General features: G+C 37.0%; 23 protein-coding genes, 1 tRNA gene and 1 other annotated feature. Of the genes, 1 reads left to right on the top strand and 23 read right to left on the bottom strand.

The features are described 5' to 3' along the window. The 15 genes from HNR52_RS02010 to HNR52_RS01940 all read right to left on the bottom strand — a co-directional run. Window positions 1–644, bottom strand: a 644-nt coding sequence (locus tag HNR52_RS02010; protein WP_435619541.1) for a GTP-binding protein, incomplete at its 3' end; no start/stop codon positions are given. Window positions 645–718: 74 nt separating this feature from the next. After that, window positions 719–794, bottom strand: a tRNA-Thr gene (locus HNR52_RS02005). A 56-nt stretch (window positions 795–850) separates the two neighbouring features. Next, the gene (gene sigH, locus HNR52_RS02000) at window positions 851–1,495 is read right to left on the bottom strand and encodes an RNA polymerase sporulation sigma factor SigH (protein ID WP_013787133.1); all 645 of its coding nucleotides are present in this window, start codon (window positions 1,493–1,495) and stop codon (window positions 851–853) included. 91 nt (window positions 1,496–1,586) lie between these two features. After that, on the bottom strand, window positions 1,587–2,081 hold the full coding sequence (locus HNR52_RS01995; RefSeq protein WP_013787132.1) for an NYN domain-containing protein: 495 nt from the start codon (window positions 2,079–2,081) through the stop codon (window positions 1,587–1,589). A gap of 4 nt (window positions 2,082–2,085) precedes the next feature. Continuing rightward, entirely contained in the window at window positions 2,086–2,832 is a 747-nt protein-coding gene (gene rlmB / locus HNR52_RS01990; RefSeq protein ID WP_013787131.1) for a 23S rRNA (guanosine(2251)-2'-O)-methyltransferase RlmB, read from the bottom strand. A gap of 2 nt (window positions 2,833–2,834) precedes the next feature. Beyond that, window positions 2,835–3,257, bottom strand: a complete 423-nt coding sequence (locus HNR52_RS01985; RefSeq protein WP_013787130.1) for a Mini-ribonuclease 3 — start codon at window positions 3,255–3,257, stop codon at window positions 2,835–2,837. Further along, window positions 3,257–4,651 (bottom strand): cysteine--tRNA ligase, encoded by a 1,395-nt coding sequence (gene cysS / locus HNR52_RS01980; RefSeq protein ID WP_013787129.1) that lies wholly within the window; start codon window positions 4,649–4,651, stop codon window positions 3,257–3,259. Before cysS ends, HNR52_RS01985 begins: the two co-directional genes overlap by 1 nt. Beyond that, on the bottom strand, window positions 4,638–5,309 hold the full coding sequence (gene epsC / locus HNR52_RS01975) for a serine O-acetyltransferase EpsC (RefSeq protein WP_013787128.1): 672 nt from the start codon (window positions 5,307–5,309) through the stop codon (window positions 4,638–4,640). The genes cysS and epsC overlap by 14 nt, the downstream gene beginning before the upstream one ends. A 50-nt stretch (window positions 5,310–5,359) precedes the next feature. After that, window positions 5,360–5,552: a binding site (T-box leader), on the bottom strand. Beyond that, window positions 5,549–7,006 (bottom strand): glutamate--tRNA ligase, encoded by a 1,458-nt coding sequence (gene gltX / locus HNR52_RS01970; RefSeq protein ID WP_435619546.1) that lies wholly within the window; start codon window positions 7,004–7,006, stop codon window positions 5,549–5,551. (Overlaps the previous feature by 4 nt.) A 156-nt stretch (window positions 7,007–7,162) precedes the next feature. After that, window positions 7,163–7,402, bottom strand: a complete 240-nt coding sequence (locus HNR52_RS01965; protein ID WP_435619540.1) for a hypothetical protein — start codon at window positions 7,400–7,402, stop codon at window positions 7,163–7,165. 71 nt (window positions 7,403–7,473) lie between these two features. Beyond that, window positions 7,474–9,186 carry a proline--tRNA ligase gene (locus tag HNR52_RS01960; RefSeq protein WP_435619539.1) on the bottom strand — a complete coding sequence of 571 codons (1,713 nt, stop codon included), beginning with the start codon at window positions 9,184–9,186 and terminating at the stop codon, window positions 7,474–7,476. Between the two features lie 48 nt (window positions 9,187–9,234). After that, window positions 9,235–9,717 carry a 2-C-methyl-D-erythritol 2,4-cyclodiphosphate synthase gene (gene ispF, locus HNR52_RS01955; RefSeq protein ID WP_435619538.1) on the bottom strand — a complete coding sequence of 161 codons (483 nt, stop codon included), beginning with the start codon at window positions 9,715–9,717 and terminating at the stop codon, window positions 9,235–9,237. 10 nt (window positions 9,718–9,727) lie between these two features. After that, the gene (locus tag HNR52_RS01950) at window positions 9,728–10,972 is read right to left on the bottom strand and encodes a lipase family alpha/beta hydrolase (RefSeq protein WP_435619537.1); all 1,245 of its coding nucleotides are present in this window, start codon (window positions 10,970–10,972) and stop codon (window positions 9,728–9,730) included. 63 nt (window positions 10,973–11,035) lie between these two features. Further along, window positions 11,036–11,728 (bottom strand): 2-C-methyl-D-erythritol 4-phosphate cytidylyltransferase, encoded by a 693-nt coding sequence (gene ispD, locus HNR52_RS01945; RefSeq protein WP_435619536.1) that lies wholly within the window; start codon window positions 11,726–11,728, stop codon window positions 11,036–11,038. Window positions 11,729–11,836: 108 nt separating this feature from the next. Then, window positions 11,837–12,940, bottom strand: coding sequence for a PIN/TRAM domain-containing protein (locus tag HNR52_RS01940; protein ID WP_013787121.1), 1,104 nt, complete (start codon window positions 12,938–12,940; stop codon window positions 11,837–11,839). Between the two features lie 253 nt (window positions 12,941–13,193). Between HNR52_RS01940 and HNR52_RS01935 the strand changes: the two genes are divergently transcribed. Then, on the top strand, window positions 13,194–13,589 hold the full coding sequence (locus HNR52_RS01935) for a nucleoside triphosphate pyrophosphohydrolase family protein (RefSeq protein WP_013787120.1): 396 nt from the start codon (window positions 13,194–13,196) through the stop codon (window positions 13,587–13,589). A gap of 23 nt (window positions 13,590–13,612) precedes the next feature. On the opposite strand, the gene radA is transcribed toward HNR52_RS01935, so the two are convergent. The 8 genes from radA to fusA all read right to left on the bottom strand — a co-directional run bounded on the left by radA (window position 13,613) and on the right by fusA (window position 23,389). Continuing rightward, window positions 13,613–14,959, bottom strand: coding sequence for a DNA repair protein RadA (gene radA, locus HNR52_RS01930; RefSeq protein WP_435619535.1), 1,347 nt, complete (start codon window positions 14,957–14,959; stop codon window positions 13,613–13,615). A gap of 97 nt (window positions 14,960–15,056) precedes the next feature. After that, window positions 15,057–17,489 (bottom strand): ATP-dependent Clp protease ATP-binding subunit, encoded by a 2,433-nt coding sequence (locus tag HNR52_RS01925; RefSeq protein ID WP_013787118.1) that lies wholly within the window; start codon window positions 17,487–17,489, stop codon window positions 15,057–15,059. A 19-nt stretch (window positions 17,490–17,508) separates the two neighbouring features. Further along, window positions 17,509–18,516 carry a protein arginine kinase gene (locus HNR52_RS01920; protein WP_013787117.1) on the bottom strand — a complete coding sequence of 336 codons (1,008 nt, stop codon included), beginning with the start codon at window positions 18,514–18,516 and terminating at the stop codon, window positions 17,509–17,511. 9 nt (window positions 18,517–18,525) lie between these two features. Continuing rightward, entirely contained in the window at window positions 18,526–19,053 is a 528-nt protein-coding gene (mcsA, locus tag HNR52_RS01915) for a protein-arginine kinase activator protein McsA (RefSeq protein WP_013787116.1), read from the bottom strand. 1 nt (window position 19,054) lies between these two features. After that, window positions 19,055–19,528: a CtsR family transcriptional regulator gene (locus HNR52_RS01910; protein WP_013787115.1), complete on the bottom strand. Its 474-nt coding sequence runs from the start codon at window positions 19,526–19,528 to the stop codon at window positions 19,055–19,057. Window positions 19,529–19,680: 152 nt separating this feature from the next. Then, complete coding sequence (locus HNR52_RS01905; protein ID WP_013787114.1) at window positions 19,681–19,881, bottom strand: hypothetical protein; 201 nt, start codon at window positions 19,879–19,881, stop codon at window positions 19,681–19,683. A 56-nt stretch (window positions 19,882–19,937) separates the two neighbouring features. Further along, window positions 19,938–21,155: an NAD(P)-dependent malic enzyme gene (locus tag HNR52_RS01900; RefSeq protein ID WP_013787113.1), complete on the bottom strand. Its 1,218-nt coding sequence runs from the start codon at window positions 21,153–21,155 to the stop codon at window positions 19,938–19,940. A gap of 197 nt (window positions 21,156–21,352) precedes the next feature. Continuing rightward, a complete protein-coding gene (gene fusA, locus HNR52_RS01895; RefSeq protein WP_435619534.1) occupies window positions 21,353–23,389 on the bottom strand; it encodes an elongation factor G in 2,037 nt (678 codons plus the stop codon). Window positions 23,390–23,477 lie beyond the last annotated feature (88 nt).

Here is a 23,477-nt window from a genome sequence, read left to right as displayed (position 1 = left end):
GGTTTGTCTACGTCTCTTTCTGGTGTTGGTATATAACTGTCAACTGCATCCATTAAGTCCCATATCTTGCCACACCATTGACAGTCTCTTTGTCCGCATCCGCATTCCATTGCTTTTAATGCTGAACCTACTACTATCGGTGTGTCATCTCCTGGGAATTCATATTCATTTAACAGCTCTCTTACTTCCATCTCTACTAATTCGATTAATTCTTGGTCGTCTACCATGTCTGCTTTGTTTAAGAATACTACGATGTATGGCACGCCTACCTGTCTTGCTAACAGGATGTGCTCTCTTGTCTGTGGCATTGGACCGTCTGCTGCTGATACTACAAGTATCGCTCCGTCCATCTGCGCTGCTCCTGTTATCATGTTCTTTACGTAGTCTGCGTGTCCCGGACAGTCAACATGGGCATAGTGCCTTTTCTCTGTCTCGTACTCTACGTGCATTGTGTTTATTGTGATTCCTCTTGCTTTTTCTTCTGGTGCTTTGTCTATTTCATCGTATGCTGTCGCTTGTGCCATTCCTTGTTTTGACAATACTATCGTTATTGCTGATGTTAATGTCGTTTTGCCATGGTCTACGTGTCCTATTGTCCCTATGTTTGCATGGGGTTTCTTTCTTTCGAATTTTTGCTTTGCCATTTCTTTTCCTCCTACTTTAATAAACTCATCCACGCGTTTCTATGTTTTAAAACTTAAATACAAAAAAATAAAATTGGAGCCCATGACCGGGATTGAACCGGTGACCTCCGCCTTACCAAGGCGACGCTCTGCCGACTGAGCTACGTGGGCAATCATATTTTGCATCAATTTTAAATTCTACTATAAAAGCTTTGAAATGTCAATACTTAACTATTTCTCATCTCAAGATATCTTTCAAGCTTTCTTTTTACTCTTTGGAGGGCATTATCTATCGATTTTACATGTCTTCTAAGCTCAACAGCAATCTCCTGATACGATTTTCCATCAAGGTATGATATCAGCACTTCCCATTCAAGGTCGCTCAACATCTCACCGATCTTGTTTTCGATGTTAACGTATTCCTCTCGGTTTATTATTAACTCTTCAGGATCAGATATACATTCACTGGACACAACGTCCATCAATGTTCTATCTGACTCCTCCTCGAAGATCGGCTTATTTAAAGAAACGTAAGAATTAAGAGGAATATGTTTTTGCCTAGTGGCTGTCTTGATGGCAGTTATCATTTGCCTCGTTATGCACAGCTCAGCAAAAGCTTTAAACGATGACAGCTTGTCGCTTTTAAAATCGCGAATAGCTTTGTATAACCCGATCATGCCTTCCTGCACTATATCTTCCTTATCCGCACCAACCAAAAAGTAGGAACGAGCCTTTGCCTTGACAAAAGAATAGTACTTGTCAATGATAAATTCCAGTGCTGCTTCATTACCTCTCTGAGCCTCTTCTACAACATCACCTTCATCCATTGACGAAAAAACATTGTATAGATCTATTTGTGCCCCCGATTTCACAAAAATCGCCTCCGCTTATAGGCCAAGTTCACATAAATAATTATACTTTTAATAGAGATTGTAGTCAAGATTGTAACGAAGAATATTTTTGTCACTCAGCCATTTTCTTAAGCCTTTCTATAATTTCTTCTGAAAGTCTTGATTCAATGCTGTCTTTCTTGTCATCTTTAGTATAAAATTTCTTCTTATCTTCTAAATAATTATTCAATTCTTCGTATAATTCTCTTGATGACATCCTTATAGCACCTTGACCTAATACGACTTGCTGCAATATCCAATCAGAAGTTACTACAACTACTTTGTCTTTTTTGATTATTTCCTTTATCAGTCCTTCAATATAGCTGTCAGCAGATTCGCCTTCCTTCGTATACACAACTTCAATTCCATTGTGATATTCCTTGTTTTGTTGTTTCCCTTTAGCATACATCGCATCAAAGACGAGTATTATATTAAATCCCGTATATCCCCTGAAATTTTGAAGTATGTCTATCAACTTTTGTCTGGCGTCTTCAAGGTTATTTCTTGCCTCAAGCTTTAGATCCTGCCAATTGTTTATCACGTTATACCCATCAATCACCATATACATCAAATCACGCCTTACCAATCCTCTGTCGTACAACTTCATACATGAAAATAGATGCTGCAACCGATGCATTCAACGAGTTCATATTGCCCATCATCGGTATCTTTACAAGATAATCACAGTTCTTTTTAACAAGCTCAGATATTCCTTCACCTTCGCTGCCAATGACTATGGCTATAGGCTGATCATAATCAACATTGCTAAAGTCCTCTTTTGCATCCACGCTGCTGCCTACAATCCATACACCTTGTTTCTTCAGGTTATTTATAGCATTGTTTATGTTTGATACTTTTGCAATTTTCATGTACTCAGTTGCACCTGCTGATGTCTTTACAACCGTGCTGTTTACCACAGCAGATCTTCTCTTTGGGATTACAATCCCATGTGCTGAAAAAGCTTCTGCAGTCCTTATTATGGCTCCAAAGTTGTGCGTGTCTGTTATCCCGTCCAATAACAGAATAAAAGGTTTTTCGCCTTTCTCATTGGCATACTCCAGTATGTCTTCAACATCACAATACTTGTAGAGGGAGCACAATGCGACTACTCCTTGATGGTTGCCGTTTCCGGACATCTTGTCTAATGTCACATTGTCTGCAGTTGATACGATTATATTTTTATCCCTTGCAGATTTTATAATTTTAGAAATATTCCCTTTAGCACTTTTTGAAACATATATTTTTTCAATCTCTCGTCCGCTGTTAATCGCTTCTAACACAGGATTCCTTCCGTATATTATATTTTCATTTTCTTTCATAATTAACCCTCATTTATATTATAGTTTAATGCGTAATTTAGTATTTCATCAAGCCTATCATATCTTCCCAAAAGATACAAATAGCCAAGTAAAGCCTCAAAGGCGGTAGCCTGCCGGTATTCTTCGATACCGGCATGCTTTGGAATAGTAGCACTCTTTACATTTCTTCCTCTTCTTATTATATCCTTTTCCTCTTCATCAAATATATCATAAAGATTTTTTAAAATCTCAGACTGTGATGACGCTTTTACGTACTTAACACATTCTCTGTGAATTTTGTTTATGGGTCTATTCCCCTTTGCTGAAATATTCGTCCTTATAAACAAATCATAAACGCTATCGCCGATAAAGGCCATAATAAGCGGCGATAAATTCATGACATCTTTTTTTGTAAAAACTTTGCCATCCTTTGTAAAAAGATTCATCAAACTCTCTTCCACCTTACTCCGTTAGGTGTATCCTCCAATACTATACCCTGTTTTTTCAATTCATCTCTTATTCTATCAGCTTCTGCCCAGTTCTTTGCCTTTCTTGCTTCTTGACGCTTTTCTATCAGTTCTTTGATCTCGTCATCCAATAGCTCTTTCTTTTTATAAGTTATGCCAAGAACAGAAGATAAATTCAAGAAAACATCTAATATATATTTTATCAATTCTTTTGGAGAATTTCCATCTATATTTGAATTAATATCCCTAACCATCTCAAAGATAACCGATATAGCGTCAGCAGTATTAAAATCGTCATCCATCGCTTCTTCAAACTTTCTTCTATACTCTTCATATTTCTCTTTGTACGCCTTTTCTTCATCGCTTAATTGCCTATCTTCTGCCACATCTAAAAGGTGTTGCAAGTTGTAAACAGTATTGCTTAATCTTAAATACCCGTTCTTTGCTTGCTCTATGAGGTCTTGACTATAATTGATTGGGTTTCTGTAGTGTGACATCAACATGAAAAACCTCAAAACTTCAGGATCATATTGGCTGATTACGTCTCTTACAGTGAAAAAATTGTTTTTCGATTTGGACATTTTTTCATTATTGATGTTTAAGTATCCTATGTGCATCCAATACTTTGCAAACTCTGCATCATTTGCGGCTTCACTCTGAGCAATCTCATTTTCATGATGTGGAAATATGAGATCAGGACCACCTGCATGTATATCGAGGGTTTTACCTAAGAACTTTGTGGACATTGTTGAGCACTCAATATGCCAACCAGGCCTGCCTTTACCCCATGGACTGTCCCAATATGGTTCTCCTTCTTTTGCAGCCTTCCAAAGGACGAAATCTGTGGGATTTTTCTTGTCTTCATTTACCTCTATTCGTGCCCCAGCCTTTAATTCATCTATATTTTTATGTGAAAGCTTCCCATAATCTTTGAATTTCGTCGTATCGTAGTACACATTCCCATCTTTTTCATAGGCAAATCCTTTATCAATAAGCTTTTTCACAAACTCAATTATTTCTTTGATGTTTTCTGTAGCCCTTGGATGAAACGTTGCTCTTTTTATTCCTAAGCTATCAGCATCTTTGAAATATTCTTCAATATACCTATCAGCTAATTCTTTTACAGTTGTGTTTTCTTCATGGGATCTTTTTATGAGTTTATCATCTATATCTGTAAAGTTCTGTACATAGTTTACTTTATAACCCTTATATTCCAGATACCTCCTGACAGTATCAAAGACAATAAATGCTCTCGCGTTGCCTATATGGATAAAATTGTACACAGTAGGTCCGCACACATACATATTAACAACATTATCGTTCAATGGCACGAATTCTTCTTTTTTTCTGGTAAGCGTATTATAAATCTTCATCTCTATCATCCTCCACATTGTTTATATATGTTTCTAATCTTTTGATTCTGGCTTTTAACCTTCTTATTTCATCTTCTATTGGATCAGGCAACTTTCCATGTTCTAAATCCACATTTACTTTGGATGCCGGACTTACTCTCACGTTGTCTTTTTTTACGCAATGTCCAGGAACACCGACAACAGTGCAATTTGGTGGAATGTCATGCAGCACTACGGCACCTGCACCTATCTTCGTATTATCGCCTATCTTTATAGGCCCTAAGACTTTTGCACCACTTCCAACAACTACATTATTGCCTATAGTAGGATGCCTCTTACCCTTATCCTTCCCAGTGCCACCTAATGTAACTCCTTGGTACAGCGTCACGTTATCTCCTATTTCTGTCGTTTCCCCTATCACTACGCCCATTCCGTGATCTATAAAAAATCCCTTGCCTATTTTAGCACCTGGGTGTATTTCTATTCCAGTTAAAAACCTACTAAATTGTGAAATGAGCCTTGATATCAGCAACAGATTTTTATTGTATAAGTAGTGTGCAATTCTATGAAATATTATAGCATGGAATCCCGGATAGCATAAAACTACTTCTAACACGCTTTTTGCAGCAGGATCCCTCTCAAACACTATTTTAATGTCCTCCTTCAATGTTTTAAACATTATAACCAATCCCCTTTTTAATAAATAATTAATAAAAAAATCCCCCATCATCCAGAGACGAGGGGGGCTCGCGGTTCCACTCTGATTGAGTAAACTCCACTTGTATTTATAACGGATACCCGTGCGACAATGCGCATTGCTCATGGGTGCACTTCACACAATATATCCAGAAGCTGCTTTCAGCCCACGACAGCTCCTCTCTTTTGGAATCTATTATGCTACTCTCCCAATCATCACATTTACGATATTAACTTTAAGGCTTTATCTATCCTTTGCAATATTTTCTGTTTGCCTAAAAGAGGAATTATCATCACAAGTTCAGGCCCATGATCTTGCCCTGTTAAAGCAAATCTTATAGGCATGAAAAACGCTTTTCCTTTAACTCCTATCTTCTTTTGCAACATCTTTAGCAGTTCTTTTATGCCCTCTTCTGTAACTTCATCCATATTTTCAATTTCCTCTTTAAACGCCGTCAGTACATTCTTAGCATCACTTGACAGCAAAGTTTCTTTTACTTCGCTATTGTATTCAAAATCATCAACAAAGAACATCTTTGCTTTGTCTTTCAGTTCAGCCACATAGTGCAAGCCATCTTTAAAAAGTGAAACAACCTTTTTTAGCCATTCGTACTTAGCCTCATCCACATTTTCGCCAATATAACCTGCCTCTTTAAGATGTGGCAAGCTTAAATCTACAATTCTTTCAATAGGACTCATCTGAATGTAATGTTGATTCATCCAATTCAATTTTTCTATGTCAAAAACAGGATTAGCACTGTGAATCTTATTGAAATTAAATTTTTTAATTATTTCATCTTTAGACATCAATTCAACATTGTCATCTGGAGACCAACTTAAAAGCGACAAAAAGTTAAACATCGCTTCAGGTAAATACCCCATTTCCCTGTATTGTCCAATGTAAGTATTCCCATGTCTTTTAGAAAGCTTATTCCTGTCTGGTCCCAAGATAAGAGGCGCATGAGCAAATACAGGTGGCTTAAAGCCAAGTGCCTCATAAATGAGAAGCTGTTTAGGAGTATTGTAAATATGATCTTCACCTCTTATGACATGGGTTATTTTCATAAGAGTATCATCTACAACGACTGCAAAGTTATAAGTTGGCATGCCGTCAGATTTTACTATTATCATGTCACCGCCAAGCGTGTCTGAGTTAATTTCGATCTTTCCCTTTATCATATCATCAAATGATATTGTAACATCATCAGGAATTATGAATCTAATGGAAGGTTTCCTTCCTTGCCGCAAATACTCCTCTTCCTGTTCTTTAGTCAAATGCCGACACCTTCCCGAATACCTCGGTATATCTCCTCTTTTAACAGATTCCTCTCTGTCTTTATCCAGCTCTTCAGGAGTACAGTAACATCTGTAGGCTTTGCCTTCTTTTATAAGCTTTTCTGCGTATTCATTGTATATGTGAAGCCTTTCGCTTTGCCTGTATGGTCCGTATTCACCAGGTTTGTCAGGCCCTTCATCCCATTCTATGCCAAGCCAGCTTAACTCTTTGAATATCAACTTTTCAAAGTCCTTAGAAGACCTCGTTAAATCCGTATCTTCTATCCTCAATATAAGCTTAGCGCCTTCACTTCTTGAAAATAAATAATTAAATAGCGCAGTGCGGATATTTCCTATGTGAATAGCACCAGTAGGGCTTGGTGCAAACCTAACTCTCTTTTCCATATAGCCATCTCCATCTTTTGTATTCATCATATACCATTATACAAATTTTATTTCACACTTACAATATGTTTTCATAAAAACGGCAATATTATATATTCTAACGCCTAAAGTAAGTAATGCGTAAAGTAATAAAGGGATAGTCTCCTATCCCTTTAATCATTTAACCGTCATGTGATTTACTTTGACAGATGGAATGCTTGTAAGCTCTTTTGAAAATTCATTTATATACTTCTCATCCCCTCTGATATTTAACGTTATAAGCCCATTATCATCACTGTCATCGTGTATTCCAAACCTGGCCAATATGTTTTGTCCGTGCTTCGTCAATACTTCTTGCACTTTTGGTGCAAAATCCGATCTTTTATCGACAGAAATGCCCATTATGTAAATAGACATTAAACCACTCCTTTCCTACTTTATTTTTTTGTCATTCTTAAAATATTATGCAAAAAAGGAGCATTTAGCTCCTACATATTTTCACTGATCAATTCTTTGACTTTGCCTAAAACTTCATCGTATTTTAATTCTATGGGCTTTTCTTCTCTTCTTAATTTCAGCTCAACTATATTGTCTTCAGCTTTCTTTCCCACTGTTATTCTAATAGGTATACCTAACAAATCGGCATCATTAAATTTTACGCCAGCTCTCAAATCCCTGTCATCAATCAAAACCTCAATGCCAGCCTTCGATAATTCATCGTACAATTTCTCTGAAAGATCTCTTTGTACATCATTTGACACATTTACAGGTACGATTATGACATGATATGGTGCTATAGACATTGGCCAAATGATACCTTTATCATCGTGATTTTGCTCTATTGCAGCAGCCGCAATTCTGTTTAACCCTATGCCGTAACAACCCATTATTATAGGCTTTTCATTGCCGTTTTCATCTATATAATTTGCACCTAATGCATCAGAATATTTTGTGCCTAATTTAAAAATGTGCCCTACTTCAATTCCTCTGTCAAGTTTTAAAGGACTGCCACATTTCGGGCATTTATCGCCATCTACAACTTTTCTGACGTCTGATACTACATCTGCTTTAAAATCCCTTCCATAATTGACATTTTTTAAATGGTAGTCTGTCTCATTAGCGCCGACGATGACATTTCTCATGGCAGGTATTTCTGCATCTGCTATAAGCATTACGTCATCTTTGAGTCCAATAGGACCAGCAAATCCCACATTGGCAGATGTGACTTTCTTTACAGTTTCTTCATCAGCCAATTCAACATCATTTTCGCTTACATTTAAAAGATTCGCCAGTTTTACAATATTTACTTCCCTGTCGCCTCTTATAAGCACCGCAGCTACCTTATTCTTGTACTTGTATATCAATGTCTTTACAAATCTTTCCGCTTCAACATCCAAATGCGACACAAGTTCATCAATCGTCTTTACATCAGGCGTATAAATTTTTTCCAATGGCCTCATCTCTTCGTCAATTGTGTTTTGTACAGTGCATTCCGCCTTTTCTTCATTGGCAGCATAGCCGCAGTTGTCGCAATAGGCAATTACTGCTTCTCCAACATTAGATGTCACCATAAATTCTTTAGAATCCTTTCCACCCATAGCACCTGTATCAGCTTCAACGACAGTATACTTTAAGCCGCACCTGTCAAATATCCTGCAGTAAGCATCGTACATCTTATCAAAAGATACATCCAGTCCATCCCAATCGACATCAAAGCTGTAGGCATCTTTCATTATAAATTCGCGAGACCTCATGACCCCAAATCTGGGCCGCCTCTCATCTCTATACTTCGTCTGAATCTGATATATTGTCAGTGGAAGCTGCCTGTATGACTTTACATCATTTCTTATAAGGTCTGTAAAAACTTCTTCATGCGTAGGGCCTAAGCAAAATTCCCTTTCATTTCTATCCTTTAGCTTAAACATCTCAGGTCCAAAAACATCCCATCTGCCGGATTCTTTTAAAAGTTCCGCAGGTATTATGGCAGACATAAGCACTTCCTGTGCCCCCGCTCTGTCCATCTCTTCCCTCACGATTTCTTCAATCTTCTTAAGGACTCTTTTGCCAAGCGGCAAATAAATGTACACACCTGATGCAAGTTTTCTCATCATGGCAGCTTTTAACATGAGAATATGGCTTGGTATCTCAGCTTCCGCTGGCACTTCTCTCATCGTTGGTATAAACAATTGTGATAATCTCATCGTCTACCTCCTAATATTTATCATGTTTGTATTTTATTTAATTTAATTTTAACTGTCAATACATTTTTCAGAAAGACTTGCTATCGCGTACGCAGCAATTCCTTCTTTTCTACCTGTGAATCCAAGACCTTCTTCGGTCTTTGCTTTAATGTTAACTCTGTCAATCCCAATATTTAAAACTTTCGACAGATTTTTGGATATAGCATCTTTATACGGTGCCAATTTTGGTTCCTGAGCTACAATGATGCAGTCAATATTGTTTATAAAAAATTTGTCTTTTATCAAATCTAATGTCTTCTTAAGGAGCACAGTGCTGTCTATATCCTTATAGATCCATTCGGAGTCAGGGAAATGAGTTCCTATATCGCCTAACCCTGCAGCACCGAGAATTGCGTCAATGACAGCATGTATAAGGACATCGGCATCTGAATGACCTAAAAGCCCCTTAACGTACGGAATCTGTACACCGCCCAATATCAATTTTCTTCCCGCCTCTAATCTGTGTACGTCATATCCAATACCGACTCTCATAAAAACACTCCTATCCCTTAAACTCAAAATTACCATTTCTATCCACAAAAAGACGAGTTTCAGACTTCCTAAATCTGTCTTTTTGCTTTATTGTTTTAACAGCAAAACCTTTATTGGTATGAATCATGATAGACCTTGCTGCAAAGTCTGGTGAAGAAAAGTGGTATTCCCCTTCTTCATTAATAGCCATGTACCAATTTACTTTTCCAAAGACATTGTACTTTTTAAGTTTTTGCCCTCTGTCAAGCACAATGACTTTGCTATCTGTCAATATATTTACAAAAGACAATACCTTTTCCAAAACACTTGCCTTAGGTGCTTCTTCTACGCCCAGTATTTCTTTTAGATGCGGAATAGAAGCATTTAATATTCCTCCATGGCCTGCATTCAAGACATATTTATTTCCCTCAACTCCTAAAGCACTTTTAATCAATACGGTTCCATCCCCTTTATCATCTCTGACAACACCAACAGCCCGACCGTCAGGCCACAATACGCTATCGTCACTATCAGCAACTTGAATGAATTTATTCGTGTATATACCATTTCCTGAAAAAACGTAAACTTCATCGGCTCTTTCATAAAATTTATCAATTGAGCTGTTTAATTCATTTAAAAAGCCATTCTGTTCTTTCATGTAAAGTATATTTTTAAACACGATCTTGTTGTTTTTAATCGGGTATTTAAAAACGTAGTTTCCGTATTCAGCACTGGGCATGAGAGATTTTATAGATGGAATGTATCTTCTTATTATCATAAGCTCATCTTTCTCCCCTTTTATTTTGCCTATAGCCCAGATAAATCCTTTTAAAAGTATATTCAAAAAATCCTCATCGTTGTCAGGAGGAACTGCACCGCCTTCCCACGCATAATATGCATTAGCAGCTCCATAATGGGGAGAAGATAAAAAGACGACTTTACCTACATCATTTCTGTAAAAATTTCCTTGCACATAGCTTCTAAGAAGTAAACCACCCATGCTGTGGCATACAACATCGACTTTATCGCAATTATTTTTTATTCTTGCCTCATTTATCTTAGACATAAGTGTGTTTACGCACTCAGGTATATCCTTCCACCACTCATAATAGCAGATAAAGAGATTCTTGCCTTCCATGTATCCCAATGATTTTAAATTTTCAATGAAAGAATCGTATATATAACCTGCAGGTCCAAACCCCCATGCTTTGCCGACAAGCGTAGGAACATACATGGAGCCAAATATTCCGTGAATAAATACAAGAGGCCTTCTCATCACAATCACCTCATATAATTTAAGCATCTTTTGCTATAATTATATGAGGTTAAAATAATAATGTTATTGATATATTGTATTTAAGAAAGCTTCAGATATTATCAAATCCTCAGGCGTAGTAATCTTTATATTTCTATAACTTCCTTCCACAAGCTTTACTTTATGTCCAAGTCTCTCTACAAGGACAGTATCATCTGTACCTAAAAAACCATCTTCCATCGCTTTTAAATGTGCCTCGTATATAAGCCTGTATTCAAAAATTTGTGGCGTTTGGATGGCCATAAGATTTGTCCTGTCAGGTGTAGACACTACAAAATTGTCATCGTCAACTACCTTTATAGTATCTTTCACTGGAACAGCAATACCTACAGCACTGTGAAGTTTAGACTCTTCTATGCCCTTTTTTAGTGTGGTTTTGTCGATAAAAGGTCTTGCTCCATCATGTATCATCACTATGTCGCATCTGCTGTCCACAGCCTTTAACCCATTGAAAACAGATTCCTGCCTCTCCATTCCACCGGCAACTATCCGCCTTACCTTTTTAAAATTATATTTATCGACTATTTCCCGTCTGCAGTAATCTATGTCCTCATTAGACACTACTAAAACTATCTCATTAAGTTCCAATAATTTTTCAAAGACATTTAGAGTATAGTACAGAACAGGCTTTCCGTTTAATTTCAAAAAAACCTTGTTTAATTTTGTACCCATTCTTCTGCCTTTACCAGCAGCAACAATTATTGCACTAATAAACATAATGCACCCTCTACAAAAAATATACTGGTAAAATTATATCACATTCACCATTTTTCCGCCATCGACAAAATAAAAAAGGCATCTTCAAAAAGAAAATGCCTTAAAAAATCACATAGCTTTTTCTTGATCTGTTTGCTTCGGCTTGGCAAATATCATTCTACCTGCTGCAGTCTGCAAAACGCTTGTTACAAGAACGTCCAACGTATCACCTATGTGTTTTTTGCCACCGTCTACTACGATCATAGTACCATCGTCAAGGTACGCTATGCCTTGACCAGATTCCTTACCATCCTTTATAACTTGAACGACCATCTCTTCCCCAGGAAGCACCACAGGCTTTACTGCATTTGAAAGTTCATTTATATTAAGGACAGGTACGCCTTGAAATTCAGCTACTTTATTCAAATTATAATCATTTGTTATGACTTTCCCATTCATCATCTTGGCAAGCCTTAAAAGTTTCGTGTCTACTTCGGATGCGTCCACATCCTTATCTACAATCTGCACCTTCATGTCCAATTCCTTTTGTATTTTGTTTAATACATCAAGGCCTCTTCTGCCTCTATTCCTCTTTAATGAATCAGATGAATCAGCTATATGCCTCAATTCCTCCAGCACAAAATTAGGTATAATAAGTGGTCCTTCTACAAACCCCGTTTTACATATATCAAAAATCCTGCCATCTATTATGACACTGGTATCGAGAATTTTTGGTATTTCACTTATCTCTACTTTTTGCGATTTTTGCTGTCCCATCTTTTTCACTATCGCAAACAAATTCATAAATTCATCTTTTTTCTTCAATGATATGCTTATTCCAAGGTAACCGAAAAACACACTGATTATTATAGGAATAACCTTCCCTACAAACGGAAGTTGATAAATGGGAGCACTAATAAGATTTGCCAAAATCAATCCAATGATTAATCCAAAAGCGCCAACTAAGATATCGTATATCGGCGATTTTTGAAGCGCTGTCTCAAGCCAACCTTCGAAATCTTTTCCCCATTTAATAAGTTTAGGAGAAAAAATAAAAAATATGATTCCGCCTATCAAAGCCCCAACAGCGTATACAATGATTGATGTAATACTCGTCAATGTCAAATCCATTAGTTTTTGCAGCTTCAATACGGCCAAAGACAAATAAGCCGCTTCAAATCCCACTCCTAAGCCGACTATCGAAATAATTCCTCTTACAATTTTGTATAACATATATTCACCTCCACTTCTATTATTATCAAAAATGCCACTAATTATAAGTCAATGGGGAAATTTTATAAATGCACATAACAAATTTTACATGTATAGGGCTTCTTTAATAAAAGTATACTACTTATAGATAAACATTGTCAATTTACAAAAAATTTAGTCATGCTATAAATGTTATTTCGTGTAAATATTGACAACGCAACATTTACAAGTATATAATTAACTTAAGATTTAAAGAAACGGGAGTGGCATAACCATGAAGGATATAATAGTCGATGATCTACAAAACACAGTAGAAGAATACCTAATACGTCACAAAAGCATTCTCGATATTTTGACAAAAATTCAAGAAAGCAGTGCCAGGGTCAACAGAGCAGTAGCAAAATCTGTTACAGAGTGCGGCTGTCTAAAAATCAATGCACAAAAACAAGAAATCCCTGAAGACGCCATGATAGAAGACGCACATAAGTACATTAAAACACATGTGGATGGTCAGTTGTGCGATAATTGCCGTGAAGTTTTGGAAACCGAAATCGGCAACAACATATTTTATATAATAGCACTTTGCAACACGCTTGGTTTAAATTTCTACGATATATTGCTTAAAAAAGATAAAGAGCTTAATACTCTGGGAGTTTTCAATATGTTGTAATTTGGTGGGGATAGACCCACTTTTTATTTTGCAATAACATCTGTAAGTTCTACGATGTTTTTAATCTTTTTTATGTTCATATCGTAATTATTTTCTACCTTCATCTGTGGCACTACTATTGTTTTAAACCCCATCTTTTTAGCTTCACTTATCCTTCTCTCCAAATTGCTTACAGGTCTTACTTCGCCTATCAGTCCAACTTCACCAGAAAAACAGATGTCATTAGAGATAGGAATATTTAAATACCCTGATATTAAAGCTGCAACTATTCCTAAATCGGCTGCAGGCTCTTGTACTTTCAATCCACCAGCTATATTTAAGTATACGTCTGATTGCGAAAAATTTATCCCACATTTCTTTTCCAACACAGCCAATAAAAGCACAAATTTGTTGTAATCTATGCCTGTGGACATCCTTCTTGGTAACCCAAAATTGGTATGGCAAATAAGTGATTGAACCTCTAATAAAATTGGTCTCGTGCCCTCCATAGAGCTTATTACAGCAAGACCCGGAGCATTTAAATCTCTCCCAGACAAAAGCACTTCAGAAGGATTCTTTACCTCTTTTAAACCTTCTGATTCCATTTCAAATACACCTATTTCATTTGTAGAACCAAATCTGTTCTTGTAAGCTCTCAATATCCTAAATGACTGCGTCCTATCACCTTCAAAGTACAATACAGTATCTACCATATGCTCCAACACTCTGGGACCTGCTATAGAGCCTTCCTTAGTTACATGACCTATTATGAATACAGTGATACCGTTTTGCTTTGATAGCCTTAGAAGATGCTGCGTAACTTGCCTTACTTGCGACACGCTGCCTGGTATAGTTGTACTTTCATCTGCATACATAGTCTGGATTGAATCAACTATAATAAAACCAGGCGATATCTTTTCTACGTGCCTTTCAACATTGTTTATGTTAGTTTCGGCCAAGAAGTATATCTCCTGCTTGCCTTTTATGATTCTATCTGCTCTCATTTTTATCTGGCTTGATGATTCTTCCCCCGAAATGTACAAAACCTTTGTGAAATTAGACATCACGTCCGATATCTGCAAAAGCATGGTTGACTTGCCGATGCCGGGTTCTCCCCCAATTAAAACAAGAGACCCTTTTACAACACCACCGCCTAATACCCTGTCAAATTCGCCAATCCCTGTTTTTATGCGGTCTTCATCCTTTGCCTCTATATCTTTTAAAAGCTCAACTTTTGATGTAAGTACGCTTTCTTGCGACTTTTTGTCGCTGTCTTCAACTACCTCTTCCACAAACGAATTCCATTCATCGCAATTAGGACACTTTCCCATCCACTTTGTGCTTTCAAATCCGCACTGTTGGCAGATAAATTTAGTCTTATCTTTTTTCACATTTCCACCGACTTTCCATGTATATCTATCACTAAAATTATATCACATTGAAATATAAAAATTGGATACCCTCACTTAAGAGAGTATCCAATTATACTTAAACTTTCGTAAAATCAAATTTACCGTCTTTTAATTTAACTAAAACTTTATCTCCAGATTTTATTTCGCCTTTCAGCATAAGCTCAGAAAGCTCACTTTCAACAACTTTCTGTATAGCCCTTCTCAATGGCCTTGCACCGTAAGTCACATCATAGCCCTCTTTAAGAAGTTCTTCTTTTGCATCATCTGTAAATTCAAGGCTTATGTTGTTATCTTTAAGCCTCTTATTCAAATCAGCGATCATCAAATCAGTAATCTTCCTTATGTCATCCTGCGTCAGTTGACGGAATACGATGATATCATCAATCCTGTTTAAAAATTCAGGCCTAAATGATTTTTTAAGCTCCTCTAAGATGTTTTCCTTCATCTTTTCGTACGATTCTTTTTCTGCGTTGCTTTCAGGCATAAAACCTAAAGTCGTCTGCTTCTTAATAAGCTGTGCTCCAACATTGGAAGTCATTATTATGAGTGTATTTTTGAAATCTACCGTTCTGCCTTTTGAATCTGTCAGCCTTCCATCATCCAATATTTGCAACAATATATTAAACACATCTGGATGAGCTTTTTCAATTTCGTCAAACAAAATTACAGAATATGGCTTTCTTCTTATTTTTTCTGTAAGCTCTCCACCTTCTTCATATCCAACATATCCTGGAGGAGAACCGATAAGCCTTGATACAGAGAATTTTTCCATGTACTCAGACATATCTATTCTGACTATCGCTGATTCGTCTCCAAACATGGCTTCTGCTAACGCTTTGCTAAGCTCTGTCTTTCCGACACCTGTAGGTCCTAAGAATATAAACGATCCAATAGGTCTTTTCGGATCCTTAAGTCCAACTCTTGCCCTCCTTATTGCTCTTGCCACCGCGTCCACCGCTTCATCCTGTCCTATTACGCGTTTATGCAGTATCTCTTCCAAATGCAAAAGCCTTTCAGATTCTTCTTGTGCAAGCTTCTGTGTTGGAATGCCAGTCCAAAGGGATACAATTTGTGAAATTTCTTCAGCTCCAACGCTTTTTTCTTTAACTAATGAATTCTGCTGCCATTTTGATTTTAAGTTTTCCAGTTGCTCTTTAACTTTTTGTTCTTCATCTCTTATCTTAGCGGCTTTTTCGTACTCTTGTGTCCTTATAGCCTCTTCTTTATCTTTATTAAGCATATTTAATTTATCTTCCAATTCTTTTATCTCTGGCGGTGCTGTAACTGTCTTAAGTCTGACTCGCGACGCAGCTTCATCTATAAGGTCTATAGCCTTATCAGGAAGGAATCTATCTGTTATATACCTGTGTGAAAGTTTTGCTGCTGCTTCAATCGCTTCATCAGTAATCTTTATCCTGTGATGTGCTTCATACTTGTCCCTAAGTCCTTTTAATATTTCTATCGTTTCTTCAACAGAAGGCTCTTCAACCATTATAGGTTGAAATCTCCTTTCGAGAGCAGGATCTTTTTCAATGTACTTTCTGTATTCATCGATTGTAGTAGCACCAATGACTTGTATCTCTCCTCTCGCAAGGGCTGGTTTTAAGATATTAGATGCGTCTATGGCACCTTCTGCCGCACCAGCACCTATTATAGTGTGAAGCTCATCTATAAAAAGTATGACATTTCCTGCCTTGATGACCTCATTCAATACATTTTTCAGCCTATCCTCAAATTCTCCTCTATACTTTGTGCCTGCAACCATTGAAGCCATATCTAATGTTACAACCCGTTTGCCCTTTAAAATCTCCGGTATAGTACCACTTTCGATGGCCTCTGCCAATCCTTCGGCGATTGCAGTCTTACCGACCCCAGGTTCGCCAATAAGGCATGGATTGTTTTTAGTCCTTCTGCTTAAAATCTGTATTACTCTTTCTATCTCCTTTTCGCGTCCAATGACAGGATCAAGCTTTCCTTCCCTTGCAAGTTCTGTAAGATCTCTTCCAAACTGATTCAAGTTAGGTGTATTTGTATTCTTAGCTCTTTGCGCTTTATTTGTAGTGCCAGAAGGTTCTTCGCTTACCATCTTTACTATTTCTTCTCTGACTCTGTTGAAATCTACACCTAACTCCATCAAAATCCTTACTGCTACGCCTTCACCTTCTCTAATAAGTCCCAATAAGATGTGCTCTGTTCCGATGTAATTTGTATTAAACCTTCTGGCCTCAGCAAAGCTAAGCTCTAAAACCCTCTTTGCTCTTGGCGTATATCCTACCACATCGCCAGGCACATTTCCCATTCCAATAAGTGATTCTACCTTTGCTCTTATATCTTCGTAAGTGACACCAAGGCTTTTTAAAACCCGCGATGCTATTCCATCTTCTTCTTTAATAAGTCCTAAAAGGATATGCTCCGTTCCCACGTAATTGTGGTAAAGTGAGCGAGCTTCCTCCTGTGCTTGATAAAGCACTTTTTGTGCTTTTTCCGAAAATCTGCCAAACATTGCCATAAAAACACCTCCTAAATTTTTATCCTTTAATCAATTTTGATACATACTCAGCCCTCTTAATATCCCTTTCATATGGCTCTAACTGTTTCCCTATTATTTTTTGTAGGTTTCCAGGCTGAATATGTGTTGTTATCTCATCTATCTTTTGAATGTCCAAATTTACAATGTTTAAAACAGCACCTAATCTAACGTCTGAAATAAGCTTCATGAATTCTTGAGTAGACATTACCTTTGCATTTGTCAAAAGACCGTATGATCTACCTATTCTGTCTTCAATCTGCACTTTTCTCTTCTTGTAAAGATCCTCTCTTGATTTTCTCTCATTGGATATAATCTGCTTTACAATGCCTTCAAGGTTTTCTATTATGTCTATTTCACTTTGACCTAATGTAACTTGATTTGATATCTGGTAAATATCGCCTAACGATTGAGTCCCCTCACCATACATGCCTCTTACTGCTATTCCGATTTTAGATACGGAGTTTAGAACATTGCCTATCTGTCCAGTTATAGTAAGTGCCGGCAGATGTACCATCACAGACGCTCTTATACCTGTTCCTACATTTGTAGGACATGCCGTAAGATAACCTAACTTTTCGTCAAAAGCATAGCTTATGTTTTCCTCAATCAAATCATCAATCTTGTCTGCCAGATCCCAAGCTTCTTTTAAATTAAGCCCATTAAATATAGTCTGAATCCTTAAATGATCCTCTTCATTTATCAATATGCTTACAGTGCCGTCGTTCTTTATAAGAGCACTGCCGTTTTTAGTATTTTGGGCAAGATCAGGGCTTATCAAATGTCTTTCAACAAGGGATTGCCTCTCAAGAGGAGTTATTTTTTTCATGTCGTACTCTAAAAACTGCGTTGAGAGTATCGTCTTACTGTCAAATATGGCCTTTTTCACTGATTCTTTAACTTTTTCTGCCTCACTTTCCGTCATGACAGACGGAAATGGAATATCGCTTAAATTTCTGGCAAGTCTAATTCTGCTGGAAATCACAACATCATTGTCATGGTCAAACATCAGCATCACCTACTTTCCATACTTTTTCTCCAATTCTCTGATTTTATCTCTCAATTTTGCAGCTTCCTCAAATGCTTCCTCTTTTACTGCTTTGTCCAGTTTCGCTTTAAGCTCCTCTATTTCTCTCTTTGCCCTTAATGCTCCACCAGTCTTTCTTGGAATCTTACCTCTATGTCCAGTGCTTCCATGAATTCTCCTTATAAGCGGATTTAATTCATCTGAAAATGAATCATAGCATCTACTGCATCCAAGCCTGCCTGTTTCTTTAAATCTGTCGTATGTCATGCCGCAATTGCTGCACTTTAATTGCTCTTCTACATAAGTATTTCCTGTATTTGGAAGAAAATTCATTAACCCTGCTAACAAATCCTGCACAGAAAATGGTGTAAAATTCACAAACGGTGAAAATGTCTCGCTGTTTAAAAGTCCTTCTTCTTGTGCACATTGCTCACACAAGTTCATTTCAGTCTTGACACCATTTATTATTTGAGTATAATGGACTGTCGCTGGTCTTTCTTTGCATTTATCGCACAACATTTCAATCACTCCTTTTTATCAAATTATTTGAAAGTTCTGCTAACATCACCTTTAAAAGTATTGCCCTTAAAATAGGCTTTTCGTACTGTGCAACAGGTAAAATCTTATCGTTAAGCACAGATTTCATCAATGCAGCTTCCCTTTCGGTTATCAAATCATGTTCTAATAAAGTATCGATGTAAAGCCTGCCTTTGCTTTCTGTTATGTTGTCACCTATATCTGAAATCAATTTTGCCATCCAATCCTTAGAAACAGGTCTTTTGATTATTTTAATGTATCCGCCACCACCACGCCTGCTTTCAATGATATATCCATTTGATAAGTTGAATCTCGTCTCAAGTACATAGTTTATCTGTGATGGGGCGCAATTGAAAATATTAGCCAGTTCATTTCTCTTTATCTCAATATATTCTTCATCAGCTTCTTCTATCAAGCTTTTTATAAAATCTTCTATTAAATCGCTCAGCCTCGCCATCCCATCACCTCTTTCTTACTTTGACTTTCTTTGACTTTCACTTACTATTTTATTCCTCTTTTCTATACAGTCAACAACCATTTAATTTATATTTTTCCATTTAAGCGTCATTTAAAGCAGATTAAACGTATATTTCAAATATTTATTAATTTTTACTCATCATAACTTTTATTTTCGCTAAAATAAAAATCACAATCACTGTAAAAGTCATTGTACTCATCTATAAACTCATGGCCTTTTCTCTTAATATTAGATTTCCCATACGCGCTTAACATCTTTACAATATCGTCATCTATGTTTATAAAATCATTATTGCCATAATAAATATTAGAAAGTCTGTGATGTAGTGGCATAAAAAAACCTCCTTTTTTAATTTATATTTATTTTTTTCAAAGGAGGTCAATTCATACTATAAAATTTTATTCAATTTTGACTCTATCTCTTTTATATCCACATCGCAACTAGCGACATTTGTATCTATAGCAGCTTTTACAACACTCAATGCAACCGCCTTAGCTACTCTTTTATCAAATGCTTTTGGTATTATGTAATCTTCATTTAATTCATCATCAGAAACCAATCCAGCAATTGCATATGCTGCTTGAATCTTCATTTCCTCATTTATCTCAGAAGCTCTAACATCAAGGGCACCTCTAAATATGCCTGGAAAAGCCAACACATTGTTTATCTGATTTGGAAAATCAGATCTTCCAGTTCCGATTACAAGTGCTCCGCCCTCTCTCGCCTCCTCAGGATATATTTCAGGAATTGGATTTGCCAATGCAAATACAATCGAATTTTTGTTCATGGATTTTACCATGTCTTTTGAAAGCACATTAGGAGCGGATACACCTATAAAAACATCCGCACCAATCAAGGCATCAGCCAACGTTCCCTTTATCTTATCTTTATTCGTAATCTTAGCAATTGATATTTTTGATACATCTGTATCATTTCTACCATCGTAAATGATGCCTTTTCTATCACATAACACAACGTCTCCAACTCCAGCATTGATAAGTAACTTCGCTATTGCAATGCCTGCTGCACCAGCGCCATTTATGACAACTTTGATACTATTCAAGCTTTTACCTGCAATTTTTAAAGCATTTATCAATCCAGCAAAAACAACAACCGCTGTCCCATGTTGATCGTCGTGAAAAACAGGTATATTCAAAGCTTCTTTTAATCTTTCTTCTATCTCAAAGCATCTTGGAGCAGATATATCTTCAAGATTTATGCCTCCAAAAGTAGGAGCTATGTTTACAACCGTCTCAACGATTTTATCAACATCTTTTGTAGCAATACAAATTGGAAATGCATCAATTCCTCCAAATTCCTTAAACAATACCGCTTTTCCTTCCATTACAGGCATTCCAGCCATAGCGCCAATATCGCCAAGCCCTAAAACGGCACTGCCATCAGTGACAACCGCTACAAAGTTACCCTTGTTTGTGTATTCATAAGCAACATCAGGATTTTTTTGTATCTCTTTGCATGGTTCTGCAACACCTGGTGTGTAAGCCAGCGACAAATCTTTTGAATCATTGACTGGCACTTTGCTTAAAATGCTGATTTTCCCCCTATTTTCTTTATGTAATTTTAATGCTTCTTCCCTTAAATCCATTGTTACCCTCCTTAAAGTATACAGTATATTAAGAATATTATATATCATAATCTTGCAAATATCTATTGCTTTAGATTGATAAATCACTAAAAAGTACAATCGATATTATTTAGAAACCCGCTATTTTGTTTTTGCTTATAAAAAAGACTGATGCACTATGACCTATTCAGTCGGTTGTGCAACAGCCCAATTTGAAATTACTCTTGAGATTTCTTTCTCGCCTCTATGACTTTTTCTGCAACAGCAGGTGGTGCCTCCTCATACCTTGCAAACGACATCTTGAATTCTCCTCTTGCCTGTGTCAATGACCTTAAATCTGTAGCATATTTGGCCATTTCAGCCTGAGGAACTTCAGCAGTCACCACCTCCATATCTCCCTTTGACTCCATCCCTAATATGCGCCCTCTCCTTTTGTTTAGGTCTCCAATCACATCTCCCATATACTCTTCAGGTACCGTTACTTCTACGTGCATTATAGGCTCTAACAAAACAGGATTTGCCTCTTCCATGCCTTTCTTAAAAGCTATAGATGCAGCAACTTTAAACGCCATCTCAGATGAATCTACAGGGTGAAAAGAGCCATCCAAAAGTGTCGCTTTTATATTCACAACAGGGTACTTAGCAAGCACGCCTTCTTTTATGCATTCTCTAAGTCCTTTCTCAACCGCAGGAATGTACTGCTTTGGCACCGCTCCACCAAATATCTTATCTTCAAATTTAAACTCTCCTTCTTTGTACGGTTCAAATTCTATCCATACATGGCCGTATTGCCCATGTCCACCAGTCTGCTTTTTGTGCTTGCCTTCTACTTTTGATTTGCCTTTTATCGTCTCTCTGTAAGGTATTATAGGCTCTGTAAGAACACACTCTACGCCAAATTTGCTTTGAAGTTTCTTGGATATGACTTCTATATGCTGCTCACCCATGCCATATACTATAACTTGCCCTGTTTCGACATTTTTCTCGACTTTAAACGTCTGATCTTCCTCTTGAAGCCTCTGAAGTCCATTGCTTATCTTGTCTTCATCGCCTTTTGCCTTAGGCTCGATTGCCAAAGCCAATGTGGGCTCAGGAAATACAATGGGGCCATATTCTATTTGATTTGCCTGATCACAAAGTGTATCGCCTGTCATTGTAAATTGCAATTTTGAACATGCTCCTATATCACCAGCAACCAATTTTGAAACGGGTATCTGCTTTTTTCCTCTTAATACATACAACTGTCCAATCTTTTCATTTGCCTTCTTTGTACCATTATACACAGTGGAGTCAGAAGATACAGTTCCAGAAACTACTCTAAATATAGATAATTTCCCTACAAAAGGATCCGCTATCGTCTTAAATACAAAAGCTGAATAAGGTTTATTTTCATCTGCCACAGCCTTAAATTTGTTGGCCTCAATAGGCGATGGCAAAACATCTGTCATAATATTTAACAATGCATCTATACCGATATTTTTTAAGCTTGACCCACAAACTACAGGGAAAATGTCCCTACTTTTCACACCTTCCTTTAAACCTTTAAGCAATTCGTCTTTAGAAAGCTCTTCTCCCGCAAAAAACTTTTCCATCAAGGCTTCATCATTTTCAGCAATGTCTTCTATAAGCTCCTCTCTATATTGCGATGCACTTTCTTCCATCTCAGCAGGAATGTCTGTCTCTTGAACCCCCTTCTGGGTGTAAACGTATGCTTTATTCGTAATAAGGTCTACATATCCAGTAAAACTGTGTTCACTGCCAATAGGCAATGTCATAGGCACAACTTTATTGCCAAACTTATTTCTCAACTGATCAAGTGTCTTATAAAAGTCTGCATTTTCTCTATCCATCTTGTTTATAAAAACCACAGTAGGAAGCTTTTCAGCCTCTAACATGTGAAATGATTTTTCAGTGCCAACTTCAACCCCTGATGCAGCACAAACAACCAGTACAGCACTATCGGTAGCCTTCAATCCACTGATTACTTCGCCAAAAAAATCAAAGTATCCAGGTGTATCAAGCACGTTTATTTTGCAGTCTTTCCACTCAATCGGAATTACAGATGTGGATATAGAGATTTGCCTTGAAATTTCCTCAGGATCGTAATCAGATACAGTTGTTCCGTCTTCTACGCGCCCAATCCTATCTATGGCTTTTGCATTGTATAGTAGTGCTTCTGTAAGCGTAGTTTTTCCAGCTCCTCCATGTGAAACTAATCCAACATTTCTTATTTGTTGCGTTTTATAATCTTTCATATATATCCCCCTATCTTATTGCTTTAATATTATTATTCTATACTGATTTTAAATTTCCTTTTTTAATTTGAAATTTTTTTTAAAAAAC

It is taken from the genome of Thermoanaerobacterium thermosulfurigenes, from assembly GCF_051201035.1.
Lineage (GTDB): Bacteria > Bacillota > Thermoanaerobacteria > Thermoanaerobacterales > Thermoanaerobacteraceae > Thermoanaerobacterium > Thermoanaerobacterium thermosulfurigenes.
The sequence above is the reverse complement of the archived record's forward strand: the minus strand, read 5'-3'. Positions and strand labels throughout refer to the sequence as shown.